This is a genomic window from Clostridium sp. TW13 (assembly GCF_024345225.1).
Classification (GTDB): domain Bacteria; phylum Bacillota; class Clostridia; order Clostridiales; family Clostridiaceae; genus Inconstantimicrobium; species Inconstantimicrobium mannanitabidum.
The window spans coordinates 1,150,689-1,168,408 of the sequence record NZ_BROD01000001.1 but is presented as its reverse complement, the minus strand read 5'-3'; the positions used below and the strand labels follow the sequence as shown (position 1 = coordinate 1,168,408).

At 28.8% G+C, this 17,720-nt stretch carries 15 protein-coding genes and 1 tRNA gene; 2 read left to right on the top strand and 14 right to left on the bottom strand.

The window, feature by feature from the left end:
* Positions 1-377: 377 nt before the first annotated feature.
* From OCU47_RS05525 to OCU47_RS05515, 3 genes are all read right to left on the bottom strand, one after another.
* Entirely contained in the window at positions 378-680 is a 303-nt protein-coding gene (locus OCU47_RS05525) for a hypothetical protein (RefSeq protein WP_261827595.1), read from the bottom strand.
* On the bottom strand, positions 680-1,039 hold the full coding sequence (locus OCU47_RS05520; RefSeq protein WP_261827594.1) for a hypothetical protein: 360 nt from the start codon (positions 1,037-1,039) through the stop codon (positions 680-682). The genes OCU47_RS05525 and OCU47_RS05520 overlap by 1 nt, the downstream gene beginning before the upstream one ends.
* 284 nt (positions 1,040-1,323) lie before the next feature.
* The gene (locus OCU47_RS05515) at positions 1,324-2,475 is read right to left on the bottom strand and encodes a hypothetical protein (RefSeq protein WP_261827593.1); all 1,152 of its coding nucleotides are present in this window, start codon (positions 2,473-2,475) and stop codon (positions 1,324-1,326) included.
* Positions 2,476-2,631: 156 nt separating this feature from the next.
* On the opposite strand from OCU47_RS05515, the gene OCU47_RS05510 reads away from it, so the two are divergent.
* Positions 2,632-2,838: a helix-turn-helix domain-containing protein gene (locus tag OCU47_RS05510; RefSeq protein ID WP_261827592.1), complete on the top strand. Its 207-nt coding sequence runs from the start codon at positions 2,632-2,634 to the stop codon at positions 2,836-2,838.
* 72 nt (positions 2,839-2,910) lie between these two features.
* Here the strand turns inward: OCU47_RS05510 and OCU47_RS05505 are convergent, their stop codons facing one another.
* The 7 genes from OCU47_RS05505 to OCU47_RS05475 form a co-directional block, all read right to left on the bottom strand.
* Complete coding sequence (locus tag OCU47_RS05505) at positions 2,911-3,351, bottom strand: hypothetical protein (RefSeq protein WP_261827591.1); 441 nt, start codon at positions 3,349-3,351, stop codon at positions 2,911-2,913.
* A 43-nt stretch (positions 3,352-3,394) separates the two neighbouring features.
* On the bottom strand, positions 3,395-4,144 hold the full coding sequence (locus tag OCU47_RS05500; RefSeq protein ID WP_261827590.1) for a hypothetical protein: 750 nt from the start codon (positions 4,142-4,144) through the stop codon (positions 3,395-3,397).
* A 169-nt stretch (positions 4,145-4,313) separates the two neighbouring features.
* The gene (locus tag OCU47_RS05495) at positions 4,314-4,595 is read right to left on the bottom strand and encodes a hypothetical protein (protein ID WP_261827589.1); all 282 of its coding nucleotides are present in this window, start codon (positions 4,593-4,595) and stop codon (positions 4,314-4,316) included.
* A gap of 185 nt (positions 4,596-4,780) precedes the next feature.
* Entirely contained in the window at positions 4,781-5,614 is an 834-nt protein-coding gene (locus OCU47_RS05490; protein ID WP_261827588.1) for a hypothetical protein, read from the bottom strand.
* Positions 5,615-6,311: 697 nt separating this feature from the next.
* Positions 6,312-7,271, bottom strand: a complete 960-nt coding sequence (locus OCU47_RS05485; RefSeq protein WP_261827587.1) for a tyrosine-type recombinase/integrase — start codon at positions 7,269-7,271, stop codon at positions 6,312-6,314.
* Between the two features lie 147 nt (positions 7,272-7,418).
* Positions 7,419-8,417: a GGGtGRT protein gene (locus tag OCU47_RS05480; RefSeq protein WP_261827586.1), complete on the bottom strand. Its 999-nt coding sequence runs from the start codon at positions 8,415-8,417 to the stop codon at positions 7,419-7,421.
* Between the two features lie 28 nt (positions 8,418-8,445).
* Positions 8,446-9,138 carry an iron-sulfur cluster assembly scaffold protein gene (locus OCU47_RS05475; RefSeq protein WP_261827585.1) on the bottom strand — a complete coding sequence of 231 codons (693 nt, stop codon included), beginning with the start codon at positions 9,136-9,138 and terminating at the stop codon, positions 8,446-8,448.
* Positions 9,139-9,424: 286 nt separating this feature from the next.
* Here OCU47_RS05475 and OCU47_RS05470 point away from each other — a divergent pair.
* Positions 9,425-9,511: transfer RNA gene (locus tag OCU47_RS05470), tRNA-Leu, on the top strand.
* 234 nt (positions 9,512-9,745) lie between these two features.
* Here the strand turns inward: OCU47_RS05470 and OCU47_RS05465 are convergent.
* The 4 genes from OCU47_RS05465 to OCU47_RS05450 form a co-directional block, all read right to left on the bottom strand.
* Positions 9,746-10,765 (bottom strand): hypothetical protein, encoded by a 1,020-nt coding sequence (locus tag OCU47_RS05465; protein ID WP_261827584.1) that lies wholly within the window; start codon positions 10,763-10,765, stop codon positions 9,746-9,748.
* A 46-nt stretch (positions 10,766-10,811) separates the two neighbouring features.
* Positions 10,812-12,266 (bottom strand): FTR1 family iron permease, encoded by a 1,455-nt coding sequence (locus tag OCU47_RS05460; RefSeq protein WP_261827583.1) that lies wholly within the window; start codon positions 12,264-12,266, stop codon positions 10,812-10,814.
* Between the two features lie 331 nt (positions 12,267-12,597).
* Positions 12,598-13,677, bottom strand: a complete 1,080-nt coding sequence (locus tag OCU47_RS05455) for an HD-GYP domain-containing protein (protein ID WP_261827582.1) — start codon at positions 13,675-13,677, stop codon at positions 12,598-12,600.
* On the bottom strand, positions 13,670-17,500 hold the full coding sequence (locus OCU47_RS05450; RefSeq protein WP_261827581.1) for a hybrid sensor histidine kinase/response regulator: 3,831 nt from the start codon (positions 17,498-17,500) through the stop codon (positions 13,670-13,672). The genes OCU47_RS05455 and OCU47_RS05450 overlap by 8 nt, the downstream gene beginning before the upstream one ends.
* Positions 17,501-17,720: the final 220 nt, after the last annotated feature.

The window sequence follows — 17,720 nt, the reverse complement described above, 5'->3', positions numbered from 1 at the left end:
AAAATCGATTTATAAGCTTTAAATTCAATAATTTATTAAAAAATATTGACACTTCTCATTTTTAGCGGTAAAATTAAATTAATAAGAAATAAACAGACACTTGAATAGACCTCGCCAATTTCTGTTTATTTTATAAGAACTTTTAAAAACATACTTTTGAGGTCGACAAAAAACCATAATGTTTAATATAGATTTACCAGATCTATATTAAGAAACCATAACTAAAGAATTTAAAACAAGAACATAAAATGAAACTGTTAAGTTGTCTAAGAGATTTTACCAGAATCTTCTTAGGCAATTTTTCGTGTTTGTTTTTATTCTACTCTCTTCGAAGTGGCTTGTCAACATTTTCAAATTAATTATTTTTATACCACTAATTAAGCCACTAATACTGCATATTTATTATTATTGAATGTGATTATAGCTGTGCTTTCATTATCATCAAATTCAACATTTTGAAATCCTTTTTCTAACTCTTCATACGCTTGGTCGTTATTTTTAATATTAAGCATCTTATGTAGGCAACTCCAAACTTCTTTTTCACCATTGCCAACTAACATATTATCATAAATTCCTTTTTTATAGTCTTCTTCTTTTAAAAACAACATTTCGTCTTGAAATTCCACCCCATAATAAATTATAAAATTAATTAGATCCATAAACATTTCTCTTTTTTTCATTATTGATCCCATCCTTTATTTATTCTTTCATATATTTCTATACTCCTAAAATTTGTTTTTATAAATACACCTTTAATTGGCTTACTTATATCATTCTCCCAATATTCTTCTTTACTTATTCTTCTGCCTAAACTATTATCATAATTTTTATCCAATCTAATTATATTTAAAGCTAAATATAACCTGTCCCTGTGATTTACCTTTCTATTTTCCATTACTTCCATGACTAGTTCTGTACGTCTCTTTTCCTCAACCGTTATATCTACTGCCATAGCTTTATCGAAAATTTCATTCCAAGTCAATGTGCCTACTAATTTTACGTCTTCCATCTTTTGATTGGTAAATATTTTTAATTCCATGTCCCAAACCTCCAATTAATAACTTATTTTACATTTATATATTAATTATAAGATTGTTTGGAACAGGAATATAGACTTTATATGATATATTTTTTGTCGAATCGCATTTTTCTTTTGTATATTAAATATTAAATATTAAATATTTAATTATTTTAAAAATAATATTGTACCGATTGGAGGGAAAACTCCAATTTGACAAATTACAATAGTAGGAATAGCTACTACTGCTACTGCTAAAACTATTTTAACTGCTTTTTTCATTTTTTTCACCCCCTTCAAAGTGGCTAAATCTCACATAATGTCACTAATTTTTCTCTGTTTTGTGTTTCTAAATTGATATTTTTATATATATAAATGAACATTTCAGCGTCAATGCTTATATTGTTCTTTATAATTATCTCACTTATTAGTTTTAAATTATTATAAAAATAATCTATATTTTCTATATTTTTGTAACATACTTTTTTACTTATTTTGAATATCTTAGTCAAAGTATTTTCGTCATTTATTTTTAAAGTTTCACAAGCTTTTATTATAAATTGAAAAAATTGTTCTCTCGTAAATTGATAGTATTCTTTATCAACTTCTATTAAATTAAAATATTTGTGAAATAAATCCATATCATTTTTAAATGAAGCAATACAACAAATATTAAATTTACTAGTTAATTCTTGACTTACATTTGTAGCATGTTCTAATATTCGGCAACTATTTATTATAGCTTCATCATATTTTTCTAAATTTACATTTATATTAGTAAGTAAATTATCTATATAATCTCTATTTGATATAGTATATTTAATTTTACTTACTAATTCTTTAGCTATTACATTCTGTCCTACCATACAGTATGCTGTTGCTGTATTCATATATATATAGTCTTTCATTTCTGTATCACTACAACAATCAATCTTATCTTTAATTACATCATAATATGTTATAATGCCATTCCAATCAATTTTGTAATATGCTACTCTTTGCAATTGTAGATAAGCATATACTAAACAACTATCATCCTTACTATTTTCTATAATTAAATAAGATAATATTGAAATACTATTTAGATTGTTGCTATAATCTTTTTTCAGTATCTCTATTGCTCTTTTAACATTGCTAAATTCATATTTTTCCTGAGTTAGTTCTAAAAATTTATCTATTTTATAATCCTTACTCATTTGTTTAAAACATTCTTCTAAGTCTACATCTAAGCCTTTTTTAAATATTAGTGAAGTTACTTCAAAGTCGAGTATCCCCTCAAGGTGTTTTTCCTTTATCACCTCGTTTAACTTTTTCTCTAGTGCAATTGCTATCTTAGAAGACATTTGGATTGCTCCACGTTCTATTCCAGTGACGTCCATTAGTCCTTCGCTTCTAATATCTTTTTGCTTTAACCCCAATGTTGTTCTTATATATCTTAAAGTCTCACCACCGTTCATTGTTATCGCCCCTTTTTTATTTAAATTGGATTGTTTTACCTTATATACTTATTATAAACTTACGTTTTGTGCGTGTCAACACTTACATAAAATTATTTCATAACATTTTATTTTGTACTTGCATGTGCTATAATTATAATAGCAGGAGGGATACAAATGGTAAAAATCAATCTTGAAAAGTATTTAGAAAAAGAAGAACGTTCACTACGCTGGGTAGCTAGCAAAACTGGTATCGCTGTATCTACACTTCAAAATATAAAGCAAGGAAAAACACAATCAATCAGTTTTGAAGTTTTAGAAAAATTATGTGATTTATTTAAATGTAGCGTAGCTGATATTATAGAGATATCTAAAGAAAATTAATATATGGGGTGCCAGCTAGCACTTCTTATTTTTTTGCATAATAAAAAGCCTAGATTTCTCTAAGCTTAATTATTAATGATATTCTGCTATTTCACAATCAACATGTACAATTTTATCATCTAATTTACAAAACTTTTCTAATTTTTGAATAGCACCACCTAATATAGGTGAATCATCGTTAGTCCAGTCACTCTTAATTATATTTCCATTAATATCTTTAAAAAACATATTAACCTTTACATAATTAATAGTATCAGATGAATTATTTTTAAGACCAATTACTACATTGTAATATCCATTTTTCTGATTATCCAAATAAGCATTAGTTATTGTCAAAGCTGGTTGTTTAATAATATCAGAACTTGAACTAGATGTACTTACTTCTGAATTGTTGATAGTATTAGGAATATTGTAACCTTCTTTATCTTGGATATATGCCAATATCCCTAATACCAAAACAAGTAAGCCTATGGAAGAAAGCATTATTTTCTTTTTAAATGGTAGTTTATTCATTTTTAATTTCATCCCCTAAAAATATACTTATATTTAAAATTATCTAATTTTGAAAGCTTGTAAGTGTTCCATTATCAAAATACAGGTAAATTCCACCAAATACATATTGTTCATGTGTCCCACTACTTGTAGTTGTTTTATTTATATGTTCGGGATATACATAATCTGTAAAGGCTATTACTTCGTCTTTTGTCATACCTATTTTTAATTCGTATCTTTCCATATTTTTATATAAATCAAAATAACGGTCTGCATGAGAATAAGCATATTTAAATTTCAAATTGGATAAGTTTTTTACTGTTAAATCATAATTTTTATTATTATATTTATTTAAAAAATCCATATATTCATTTACATATTTAGTTAATTGTTCTTTAGTCATATTGCTAATATTAATACTATTTACTTCATCTACAATTTTAGTATATTCATTGTCAACTTTAGCTTCTTCTTCCTTCTTTTTTAATTCATCTTGCTTTCTTTTTTCATCTTCACATTTTTGTTTATATTCTTCTGCTTGAGAAAAACTTGTAAATCTATTATCAGCACAAATGTCTACTATGGTAATCATATCATCTCTGTTATTCGGATCAGTTATAAAATAAGTATATGTTAATTCCCTTGCTTCATAATAATCTTCATTTTTTATTAAATGTTCCAATCTATTTTTCTTTGACTCTACAGACATCCCAAATCCTGTTGTGTATTGATATTTTTTAAAACCCACTACAGAAGTTATTAATATAATTACACTTATTCCAATAATTATCTTCTTTTTTAATGACAATTTCATATTTTTATAATCCCCTTTATTATACTGTTGCCAATAATACCTTTCTCTTTTCTGCGAATTCTTCTTCTCTTAAAAACCCCTTATCTTTTAACTTCGCTAATTATTCAATATCTTTATAAGTATTATTTTCTTTAACATTAGCCTCATTTTTTTATATCTCCGTGACAAATTATTTACCATATGAAGATTTGAATTTTTCTTCTAAAGAATTTAAATCTGATTCTAAATTAAATTTAACTTGTCTTTCATTTTCAATTTTTGTTCTCATTTCCTTTAATTCAATCATATCATCATTTATACCTGTTTCATTTAAAAGATACTTTTTGAAATATTCAACTTCTAATTCTTCTAATTCTTTGTATTTATTTGTAACTTTTTTTAGTTCATCTACTAATTCCTTATATGCTCTATTTTTAATTTCCTCTCCTACTGAAAAAGTATATCCACTCATATTATCATTTCCCCTCATAAAATATTAACCAGAACTTCATACCAGTTATAATGTATTTCTATAAAATAACTTAATATCCTTTTATTACATTTAAAATCAAAAATTTATTTTCATTTTCCTCTAACCTTTATATTTACTTGCTAAAAGACTATTTTTAATTACCTTAAAATTATTGCTTTAACAAACTAAACTTTAAATATATCCACTACAGCTCCAGTTATAGTTTCTAAAAAAGTAAATGGTTCTCTTACTCTTTTATTAATTTTGTTTATAATGTTATTAGTTTCATTTATTAATTGTTGTTGTTCTTTTAATAACTCTATAATACTATGTTCATTTTTTAAATGTTCATTAATTTTTTTCAAAAAATCCTCAATTTTAATGTTATCTAATGTATTTTTATAAATCGTTACTCTATGCCAACCATTATGTCGGTCTCTGCTTTCAAAACAAATTCCTTGTAGATTAAGATTATCATTCTCTAAATTTGTTATTATATTTTTAAATATTTCATCTGTAATAAAAATGCTATAACTACGATTTATATAAGGTTTATTTATTTGATCTTTTGCTGTATATATTGCATAATCCTTTTCTTTTATTAAATTTGAACAACAATTTTCTAATTCATTAATTAAGTATTCTTTTATTATTTCTAAATTTTCTTGATATTCATCAGCATATTTTAATAACTTAAACTCCAGTTCCTCACATTTATCAATAACATCTTGTTTAAGTTCAATTGATTCCCCATTAAATTTCATTTCTTCTATTAAAGGCATATACCTATCACAAGATGATGTTTTTATTAATTTAAAATCATCCCATTTCTTAGGATTACCATTTTTAATTCCATCAAGTAAATTAGAGAAATGCACACTAATATCTCTATATTTATTTCTAAGAATTTGACGGTCAGATTGATTTTTCCCTGATTTTAAACCAAGAACAAATGTTATAGAACTAACAACTAAACTTGTACTAAGACTTGTAATAATATTTTTAACTGTGTCATTCATAATTTAACTTCACCCCACATTATCTTTGTTGATATTCCCATAATTAAGATTATATACTAAATATTTAAAATTAACTACTTGACTTTAGATAATGCCAAGAGAATAATGTTTTAGATTGAAAGGTTTGAGCAAAAAAATTAATTTACCTACACTCACAAACAAAAAATGAATGTGAGCATAAGTAAATTAACTCTAAAGCTTATAATGTTTTGAGTTGAATAGGAATCACTTTAAATCTTTGTTATTAATTACATTTCTGTATAAGTAGTTTTACCATATTATACTTGTCCAATATGTTGAATTACTACTCTTTACCCGCCCTTTAGGACGCCAAGTAACCACCGAATCTATTATTTTATAGGGTATTGGCTGACACGCACCTACGTCATATAAACACCTTCCTAGCACTATAACAAAGATAATTAATACTAGCTTTATATAACGTGGTAACTTTATGCATTGGCTGACCAAACCACTAGATATTTTATAGTAGTTCTAGTGCAAAGACTACTAACTTATTGTCTAAAAAAGGCAACAAGAAACTAAGCCTCCAACCTTCCATTTTTAAAATTTTTGTGGTAAGCTAATTGTATCGGGTTTAACTTACCTTTCTAAATGGAAGGTGTAAGATTAATAAAACTATATTTAGTTTTTATAACTGATACTTTTGGCGAGTATCAGTTATTTTTTTATTGAATCACTTTTTAAGTTTTATATGTTTTGTCTCTTTATTTTTTCTTTGGATATCTTCTAATGGATTAAAAATCACTTCATCTTTCTTTAAATCTTGAGTTAATAAGTTAACGTAGTTCCTTAAAACCTCTAAATTACTATGACCTACAATCTTTTGTAACCTAATCAAATCCATGCCCAGTAATACACTCTTTTTACAGAACCAGTGCCTAAATTTGTGTATTCCTGTCCTTTGTATATTTCTTGAATGGTTGTAATCATCTAAAGCATGTGAAATACTTCTTGCTTTCATTTGCTCTCCTAAAACAGTAGGAAATAAATATATGCACTCCTGTGGTAAATACTCCAAGTATTCTTTAATAATATTACACATACTTGGTGATATTGGTACTGTTTGAGCCTTTCTGTTTTTAGTATGTCTATAATGACAGTATCCGTTTTCTACATTCAAATCTTCAAGTTGTATATTTATTAAAGTAGAACGTCTACAACCTGTATTACATAAGAAGCAAACACAAACCCAATTACGATACTCTACAAATGTACATTTTTTCAAGTTAGGCTTTACTAATAACTTTGATATCTCTTCATCTGTATACGCTTCTATCTCTTCTATATCTGCTTTAATTAAAGCTACTTTTATACAATCATCTATCCAGCCTTTATCTTTAAAAAACTTAATAACTGTCTTTAATGCTTTAAGCTGTATATTAATTGTGCTTTCTTTTATATCTCTTTCTTTAAGCCATAAAACATAATTATTAATATCTTCTTGTTGCAAGTTTTGTAATTCAGTATCCTTATCATAAAATTTGTAGAAACTGTATTTTGTTATTTCTCTATAATGTTTTTCTGTACTTGGTCTTAAATTTTTCATAACACAATGTTCTAATATAAACTGTTCAAATCCATCATCAAAAGTCTTATTAGTTCCCTTAGTTTTCATGTTTATTTTTTTCAACATATACCACCTCACACTTACAGATGTGAGTACATTTTTAGACACAAAAAAAATACACACATCCATAGATATTAAAATCTATTAGATGTGTGTATTTTTTTTGTATATCTTAAAGGTCAAAACCAAGGTTATAACCCTCTATTAAATTTCTTATCTTGTATGTTCTTCTATAGCAACTGCAACAGCAACTGTAGCTCCAACCATTGGGTTGTTACCCATTCCGATAAGACCCATCATTTCAACGTGAGCTGGAACTGATGAAGATCCTGCGAATTGAGCATCTGAGTGCATTCTTCCCATTGTATCTGTCATACCGTAAGAAGCTGGACCTGCTGCCATGTTGTCTGGGTGAAGAGTTCTTCCAGTACCACCACCTGATGCAACTGAGAAGTATTTCTTTCCTTGTTCAACACATTCTTTCTTGTATGTTCCAGCAACTGGATGTTGGAATCTTGTAGGGTTAGTTGAGTTACCAGTGATTGATACGTCAACGCCTTCCATGTGCATTATAGCAACACCTTCTCTAACATCATCACATCCGTAGCATTTAACCTTAGCTCTATCTCCTGTTGAGTAAGCTGTTTCTTTAACTACTGTTACTTTTCCAGTATAGTAGTCAAATTTAGTTTGAGCATATGTGAATCCATTAATTCTAGAGATTATGAATGCAGCATCTTTTCCAAGACCGTTTAATATAACCTTTAATGGCTCTTTTCTTACTTTGTTAGCTTTTTCAGCTATTTTGATAGCACCTTCAGCAGCTGCAAAACTTTCGTGACCAGCTAAGAAAGCGAAACACTTAGTTTCTTCTCTTAAAAGCATTGCTCCTAAGTTTCCGTGTCCAAGTCCAACTTTTCTATCATCAGCAACTGATCCAGGGATACAGAATGCTTGAAGTCCTTCTCCGATTGCTTCAGCAGCATCAGCAGCAACTGTACAACCCTTCTTTATTGCTATAGCAGCACCTAAAATGTATGCCCAACATGCATTTTCAAAACAGATTGGTTGAGTAGATTTAACTATGTCATAAACATTTATACCCTTTTCATCACAAACTGCTTTAGCGTCTTCTATAGTTTTCATGCCATACTTTTCAAGTACAGGTGTAATTTGATTAATTCTTCTTTCATAACTTTCAAATAATGCCATTATAGTGTCCTCCTTTTTTTACTAATTATTATTCATGTCTTGGATTTATTTTTCTTACAGCTTCATCAAATCTTCCGTATTGAGAAGTTGCTTTTGCTAGAGCTTCATCAGCAGCAGTTCCCTTTGTGATCATTTCCATCATCTTACCAAGGTGAACGAACTTGTATCCGATTATTTCATCAGCAGCATCTAGAGCTACTTCTGTAACATATCCTTCAGCCATTTCTAAGTATCTAGGTCCTTTAGCTAATGTTCCGTACATAGTACCAACTTGGCTTCTTAGACCCTTTCCTAAATCTTCAAGACCTGCTCCTATAGGTAGTCCACCTTCAGAGAATGCAGTTTGAGTTCTTCCGTATACTATTTGTAAGAATAATTCTCTCATTGCTGTATTTATAGCATCACATACTAAGTCTGTGTTTAATGCTTCTAATATAGTCTTTCCTGGAAGTATTTCTGAAGCCATTGCTGCAGAGTGAGTCATTCCTGAACATCCTATAGTTTCAACTAGAGCTTCTTGAATAACTCCATCTTTAACATTTAAAGTTAACTTACAAGCTCCTTGTTGTGGTGCACACCAACCTATACCATGAGTTAAACCTGAAATATCTTTTACTTCTTTAGCTTGTACCCATTTTCCTTCTTCAGGAATAGGTGCTGGACCATGATTTGGACCTTTAGCAATTACACACATTTCTTCAACTTCTTTTGAATACATCATATTGTTTACTCCTCCCTAATATTAAACTTTGACCTTATATCTTTAACAAAAAAAAATACTGGTCATTGGTTGTCCCAGTGGGTCAAATTTTATTTAGCTCATGTTTATTCTAACAAATTTATCCCCCTATTATCAATACTTTTCAGAAATTTTTAGATATATTGGACTAATTTCCTCATTTATTTGGATTCTTTTTACATATAATAGGGTTTTATTCCAACAAAAAAACTTTTTTTAAATTTTTCTTGCACTTCCATAACCTATATGCTATTATAATAAAGGACTTGCCGCTGTGATGGAATTGGCAGACGTAGTGGACTCAAAATCCACCGGTAGCGATACCGTGCCGGTTCGAGTCCGGCCAGCGGCACCATATCGAAAACTGTGTTACTTGATTTTTATCTTGTAATGCAGTTTTTTGCATGTTTCTTATTATATGAACTTTTCCTATTGAACTAAACTACAAAAATAAGACCACTTATATTAAGATATAATTACATCTTCTATATAAGTGGTCTTAAACAAATTTGCTATTTTAAATCTTTTGCTTTTGCTATCTTATTAAATGACTATTTTTCTCTGTTTAACTTAAAACAAATATAACGATTTATTTTAAGTTCTGCATATCTGTTAGTAATTTATCTAGTTGTTCTGCTGCAGATACTATTGTATTTGCATCTATTGTGCTTGCCTTTGAAGCTGATTGTATTGCGCCCATAGGCACCTCAATTTTTTCATAAAGTGTAGCATTCTTTTGTTTTACTATCTCTTCACTCGTGCTCCAATATTTTTCTAATCTTGCAACATATTTTGTAACTTTCTCTTTATTAACTGGTGATGAGAATTTTTTAATTTTTGCTAGAGCTGTTTTCATGTCTTGTGGTGCTGATGAAAAAGAAATAGATTTTTGTAATTGATTTAATTCTTTATCCAATTCTTCAATTGATGCAGATAATGATTTTGTATCAAGGGGGGATATCTTTACACCTGCATTAATAGCTCCTAGTGGAGATTCAACTTTTTCATAAAGATCCTTATAGCTATCTTTTATTCCATCTTCAATTGGTTTCCAGTTTTCTTCTAATTTTTCTGAAGTTTTTATTGCCTTATCTTCTTCTTTGCTCTTTAATTGATCATTCATTTCTTTTAATGCATTTCTCATATTCTCAAGTCCAGTTGTAGTTGCATCAATTTTTTGTAGCTTCACTAGTTCTTCATCTAATTTGTCTATTGATTTATTTAGAACTTTTGAGTCTAGAGGTTTAACCTTAGATGCAGCTTCAATAACTTCTAGTGGGTCTTCAATCTTAACGTATAAATCTAAGTACTTATCTTTTAAATCATCCTCAAATTTTTCTTCAAACTCCTTCCAAGATTCCTGTAACTTTGTCCCACCTTCGCTAACTTTATCTTCTTGGTTTTTTGATAATTGAACTCTCATATCCTTAAGAATATCTCTCATATCCTTACTTTTATCATTCATAGTTAATTCTTTCTTCTCTTGACCTGAAGTTTTTTCTGTGCTCTTTGTTGAATTGTTTTGTTGTGTTTTTTGAACTCCACATCCAGTCATTGTAATTGCCATGCCCAAAGTTGCTATGAATAATAATTTTCTTACTGCTTTCATAAATTGCTCCTCCATTTGCTTTTCAATCATGTTTTTTTCTTTTGATTTAATTTGTTTTTAATCTATTATGTAGTGTGACTACAACTGCTATAATAACTAATAACACCTGAGGTATTAATCCTTGCCATGTAGGATATACTGCTAAGGCTGATATTGTAGGTAATGAATCATTAGATGTTGCTGGTAATACTCCAGCTAATTGAAGACCATTAATCCCCATTCCTGTGAATTTTAATCCCAAATAGAATACTAATATACTAGATACAAGGAAAAATGGCTTCATTGGGATATGTAACCCGACTTTCAACATTAATATAGCTATTATTATAAGTATTGCAAATCCTAATGCTATTCCTAAAAACAAGTCAGTTAATTTAATTGAAGATGCCATTCCTATATAGAAAAGTACTATTTCAGTTCCTTCTCTAAATACTGCTAAAAATGCTAAAAATCCTAAAGAGAACAAGCTTCCATTAGCTAATGACTTATAACTTTTGTCTTGTATACCATGATTACGTGAAGACACTTCTGATTTACTATGTAGCCAATAACTTACATAAATAAGCATTATAGCTGCAAATACGCCTGTACATCCTGAAATTAAGAAATTATTGTTTCCAAAAGTTCCTGATGTAAATAAAAGTTTAACTAAAACAGCTAGTACAATACTTACTATACTTCCAATTACTACACCACCATATATCCAAGATTTCTTATCTTCTTGGTCGGATTTCTTAAGAAAACCTAGTAGTGCAATTACAACTAAAAGTGCTTCTAAACCTTCACGAAGTATTATTGTAATTACATCTACTATTCCGTATGATGTATTTCCCTCTAATAATGATAAGTATCCATGCATTCTATCAATAACCTTTACTGCCTTATCTTTTTGAATTGGCTCTACGGTAAGATATGCTTTTGCACTAACCATATCTCTCTCAGCATCATCATAAACAGTTTTTGATTTTGTTAAAACTATGCCTTCAACATCTAACCAAGATGAACTAAATGTATCCATAGTTTTAATGGCTGAGACATTATCTCCACTTTCAATTTGACTCTTCGCTTTTTCTAAAAGTTCTACTAAATCTTTTATACTTGTTGCTTTCCCTTTAGCTTTTTTTTCTCCACTATTACCTTCACCTGCTATAAATGCTTCATTAGTTTTTTCCAAGTCTTTCAAAGCAGTTATAACTTTATCTTTTTGTACTGGGTCTTGAGTAAATAAAAATTTAACCATTCCCATTTTTCCTTCAATATCCCCATAAGCTTGTTTAGATTGTTCTTTAACTCCATCTTCCAATTCACCCCAAGCTTGGTTATATTCATCATATAAATCTCTCCCCTTCGAAAGATCACCAGATTTTACAGCTTCTATTGATTTTTCAATAAAGAAATTGCTTTTAGACAGTTCCTCCTTAGCATCTGCTGCAAATGCTTTAATAGTAAACATTGGCAATATTAAAAATGCTGCCAACACTAACATAAATAATTTACGCAAAATATCACTTCCTTATCTTTTGTTAATTAAATTTTAATCTAAGTTAAATATTTCTTGTTAAGGCGCTCGCAATTGATAACAATTATCAATTTAACTTGATTCTCATTATAAATTATGTCGAAAAATAATGCAAGTTATTTATAAAATAAAATTTCAATAGAAACCATGCTATTTATACATTAATATTAATTATTTCTTTTGATTTTTAATCATAATAAAAGAAGCCTAGAACAAAACCTAAGCTTCTTTTGAAACATTTTATAATATCATTTTTCTCTATCAAAGATTCCTTAATTTATGATGCCATAAATCACGAACAGATACCTGAACATTAACAATCTTTAAATTGTTCCATAATCTCTATAAATTTATCTTCTCTGCTTATAAAAGCGTCAACTACATCCGGATCAAAATGAGTTCCTCTTCCTTCAAGAATAATAGCCTTAGCATCTTCATGGGTAAATGCTCCCTTATAAACTCTTTTACTGATAAGAGCATCATACACATCACTAAGTGCCATAAGTCGACCAGATATCGGGATATCTTTATTTGATAATCCTCTTGGGTATCCGGAGCCATCCCACTTTTCATGATGAGTTAATGCAATCTCCTTAGCTAAGGTTAAGAAGGATTCCTCTCCTAATTCTTTTATACCAACCATTAATGATTCTCCACCATAAATTGTATGTTTTTTCATTTCTTCAAATTCTTCATCTGTAAGTTTTCCTGGCTTAAGTAAAATACTATCCTTTACTCCCACCTTTCCAATATCATGTAATGGCGCTGATTTATAAAGAAGTTCTATGTATTCGTCTGTAAGCACATCTTCATATTCTTTATTGCTGCGTAATTCCAATGCTAATTCTCTTATATATTTCTGCGTTCTTTTTATATGCTGACCAGTTTCAGGATCTCTTGTTTCAGCTAAAGCTGCTAAGCAATATATAGTAGCAAAATTAGTTTTTTCAATGAGTTCAGTTCTCTCTTTAACCTTTTGCTCTAAAATAATATTTTGACCCTCTAGCATTAATCGTGCATCTTCTAGCTTAAGTTGAGTCTTAACCCTAGCTTTCACTTCAATAATTTCAAAAGGCTTAGTTACATAATCCACTGCACCTAAAGAAAAACCTTTGAATTTTGAATCGCTATCAGTTATTGCAGACAGCAAAATCACAGGTATATGGTTTAACTCTGAAGTTTCCTTTAGTCTTTTTAAAACTTCGTATCCATCCATTTCTGGCATCATAATATCTAAAAGAATTAAATCTGGTTTTTGTTCTTCAGCTAGTTCAAGAGCCTCTGCACCATTGATAGCAACAATTAATTCATATTCATCTTGAAGTGCTTCCACTAAAATATCAATATTCATTTCTGTATCTTCTACTATCATTATTGTTTTTTGTCTATCCATTATTTTGCTCCTTTACAACTTCTATTAGTTCCTCAACCATTACCTTAGCCTCTTTGAAACGATAGCGGTCTACAAGCTTCTTTATTTCTCCAATTTGAGGCAACGAATTAATATCTTTAGTATTGACTACTAAATTATTCATACTTTCCTTTACTTCTTTAGCACGAGCTTTTTGTAAATCTTCCAGTAATTTAACCAAAGCTTCATACACATCAAAATTAGAAATCACTTGATTTTCTTCTAACTGGTCTTTGTGTAAAATTTGTATAATTTCATTTAGTAATTCCTCATTTAATGCAGAAAGTATCACAAGATTTTTCTTTAAGCTTTCATCATCATAAGATTCATAATCCTCTTCAAACTTAACTACAAATTTATTAAGCTTCATGGCTCCTATATTCCCTGTAACACCTTTAAGGCTGTGAATATATCGTTTAGCATCATCGTATTTTTCATTTAGTATCATATTCCAAAACTCTTTTTGCAAGTTTGTATAACTATCCTGATATCTTTTCAATAAATCACAATAGAACTCTTCCTTATTACCAAAACGAATTAATGTTTTATCAAAAGCTAAAATTTTAGTTTCCTCATTAATAATTTTCTTTAAAGGCTTTTCAATATTTTTATTGTCATTTGGCGCCAACCACTTAGCTAATGTTGTAAACAACCATTCTGGATCAATAGGTTTTGAAATATAATCATTCATACCACATTCTATACTCTTTTCACGATCACCCTCTAGTGCATTAGCTGTCATTGCTATAATAGGAAGCTCTGAACTTGGATAGCTTTCTCTTAAAATTTTAGTAGCTTGATAACCATCCATAATTGGCATTTGCATGTCCATAAGAACCATATCGAATTTATTAGCATTAACATATTTGATTGCCTCTTCACCATTGTTTGCAATATTTACATGAACACCAACTTGTTCCAAGATATCTTTTGCAACCAATTGGTTTATATCATTATCCTCTACCACTAATATTCTCTTATCTTTTAACAACTCTTCAAACTTTTTATTATTTACGCCATTAGAATCTATCCCTATCTCTTTCTCAGCCTTTATATTGTTCTCATCATCCGAAGATAATTTAAAAACATTTATTACAGCATCAAATAATAGCGATTGATTAATAGGTTTAATAAGAAAGTTTTTAATACCTAATTGATTTGCCTGATTATAATAACTTTCACGACCTATGGCACTTATAAATATGGTGTTAGGCACATCAATTTCCGTATTAACTATTAACCTCTTATACAAATCAATTCCTGATAACTCTGGCAAATTAAAATCTATAAAGAGTAAATCAAAGTTCTCTTTTTTTAGTAACTCAATAGCTTTAAATGGGCTATTAATTGCTGTTACTTTAAATTTAAATGATTTTAGCATACGTTCAAGTACCATTAATGAAGTTTTATTATGATCAATAATTAATACTTTTTTATTCTGCAAATCAGGATACTTTTCATAATTTGGAGTTATTACGCTAGAAACCTTATCACACTGTATAGTAAAGTTAAAAGTAGATCCTTGTCCATATTCACTTTCTACCCAAATATCTCCATTCATAAGTTCTACTAATTGCTTTGAAATTGTCAATCCAAGACCTGTTCCACCATATTTCCTTGTTGTAGAATTATCTGCTTGAGTAAATGCTGTAAATAATTTTGTTATTTGCTCCTTAGTCAACCCAATTCCTGTATCAGCAACACTAAAGTGTAACTTAATCTTATTTTCCTGTTCCTCAGAAACTTTAGCTGAAACATTCACTGTCCCTTTACTTGTGAACTTAATTGCATTTGTAGTCAAATTAGCTATTATCTGTTCTAAACGAAGAGGATCTCCTTTTAATACATCCGGCACTCCTTCTTCTATATCAAAATTAATTTCAATACCTTTATTAATTGCTGAATCTGTATATAAATTTGATACATTCTCAAATACCTTATACAAACTAAAGTTAATATTCTCCACTGCTAACTTTCCAGCTTCAATTTTGGAAAAATCTAAAATATCATTAATAATTCTAAGTAATAACTTTGATGAAGATTCTATCTTGGATAAATAATTCTTTTGAGACTCATTTATTTCAGATTGTCCCATTAAATGAGTAAGGCCCATAATAGCATTCATAGGTGTTCTAATTTCATGGCTCATGTTCGCTAAAAATTGACTTTTAGCTAAGCTTGCTTCTTCTGCTACTTCCTTGGCATTCTTAAGCTCTACTTCATTTCTTTTAATTCCAGATATGTTTTGTAATATACCTACAAACCTTATTAACTTTCCAAATTCGTCTTCTATAGTTTGTCCAGTAAATGAAAGCCAGGTATTTGGATCTGATTTTAACCTAAATTCTTTGTGATACTCCTGTCCCACTGAGGGTAAATTATCTGCACATAATTTTATGTTGTTTAATATATCTTCTTCAAATATATACTCCTCAAAATCTCCATCACACCTGATCCAATCTACGCCTTCTTCAATGCATTGCCTATATTGTGGAGCATTAATTAATTCAAGAAATACACTATTTACTATAAATACATTACTAACACAATCCATATCATATACACCAATATGCGAAGATTCCATAGCAATTTTAAATCTATCTTCAGAGATAGTTAAGTTGGTAGTCGCTTCAATTAATTCCTTAGTTCTCTCTTGTACATGGCATTCCAATTCATCATTTAAAACAATTAGATTTTCTTCAGCCTTTTTACGTTCATTAATCTCATTATTAAGTGCCTTTAAGTTATTTCTAATATTATTAGCCATTTTATCAATAGTACTAGCAAGTATTCCTATTTCATCTTTACTTCTCTTAAGGTCATCAGGAATCTCAATATAATTAACAGTATCTGATTTTTCAATAATCTCTACCATTCGAGTTAATGGTTTTGTAACAAAATTGGTCATCTTATTTGCAATAATAAAAATCAAAGCAGAGATACAAATAGTAATTGTAAGAAAAATAATTAATATAAATTTCATTGCATTCGCAAAACTTCCATGCTCCTCCATATTGGTGACCAAATATAGATTTTCAGTGTTAGGAATTTTTGCATATACAAAACTATTTTGGCTATCTTTAGAGTTTATAGATGCTATTTCTCCAAAATTATTACTATTAATGTCTTTTTTAAAATTTTCAATATCAATTGTAGGATTCTTCTGTACATTTGTCTTTGCAACTACATTTCCAACTGAATCCAAAATCCACATTTTATCTAACTTTTCAATTTTCGTTTTACTTAGAGATTCTATAACTCCTTTAACACTAACGCAAACACTAAGAGTTCCTTTCGCTTTTCCATCATCATCTAAAACTTTTATACCTGCAAAAACTACATACTGTCCTAACTTTTCATTATAAATTGTTTTAGAATTAACTGAAATACCTTCGCTATTAGATAATTGCTTTTCATAATCACTAGATGCCTTTATGTTATATTTATTATAATCATACTCCTCACCTGTTGATGACTTATACCTAATTTCTAATATAAAATCTTTATGCTTGCTCATTTGATTATCAATTTCTTTTTTAATAGTTGAAATATCACCATTTTTAAATGGTTGAGTGCTACTGAGTAACTCTAGTAATTTACGCTGTTCATCAAACTCATAACCTAAACAACTAACTTTACTATCAATAACATGGTTTCCCATTCCTCCTATAATTGGCTTCATTTTTATGTTTAGCTGGAAATACATGAAAATACTCAATACCATTAAGATTCCAAACATAAGCAATGCATAAGTTGCTCTTAACTTATTTTTGTACGATTTATTAATAAAATTGCTTTTTAGCATGAAATCACTCCTCATTAGTTATTTTTAACTAAACTATTTTTTGATTATTGTAAAATTTAAATTCATTTGTTTTACATTCAATATATTATTACATATTGTAACATATATAACAATAATAATCGTTAATTCAACTTAATCCAACTATCTTATCTGAATTTATTGCATAAAAGAAAAAACTGTATTACCTAGCTAAAAGCTAAGCAATACAGTTTTTATATAT